Below are 294 nucleotides of genomic sequence, written 5' to 3'. Positions count from 1 at the left end.
GGAGTTCCAGAAGCACTGCGTACGCCTCGATTTGCTCGACGTACACAATGCCCGGGTCCTTGGCTTTTTTGGGGGCCGCTGCGATGCCCGTCGTTTTGAAGTCGAGGATGTAAAACTTCCCGTCGTCACCACGGTACACCGCATCGATGTGGCCGCTGATGCCCTTGTAGTTGATGCTCAGCTCATGGTACACGGTCGGAAAACCACAACACTCGTATTTGTACGAAAGCTCGTGCATTGTGCCACACTCTTTGCACTCGTAGTTCGCAAGGAACTTTCCACTCAAGCACAGTG

1 protein-coding gene is annotated in these 294 nt (G+C 53.7%); it reads right to left on the bottom strand.

Features of this window, described 5'->3' with window-relative positions:
• Window positions 1-238, bottom strand: a 238-nt coding sequence (locus AC1RPR_RS08715) for a hypothetical protein (RefSeq protein WP_481763556.1), incomplete at its 3' end; no start/stop codon positions are given.
• Between the last annotated feature and the right edge of the window lie 56 nt (window positions 239-294).

It is taken from the genome of Dellaglioa sp. CoH-57-MRSF-22 (genome assembly GCF_056781895.1).
Note: the sequence above shows the minus strand (reverse complement) of the source record. Positions and strands in the feature narration are given on the sequence as shown.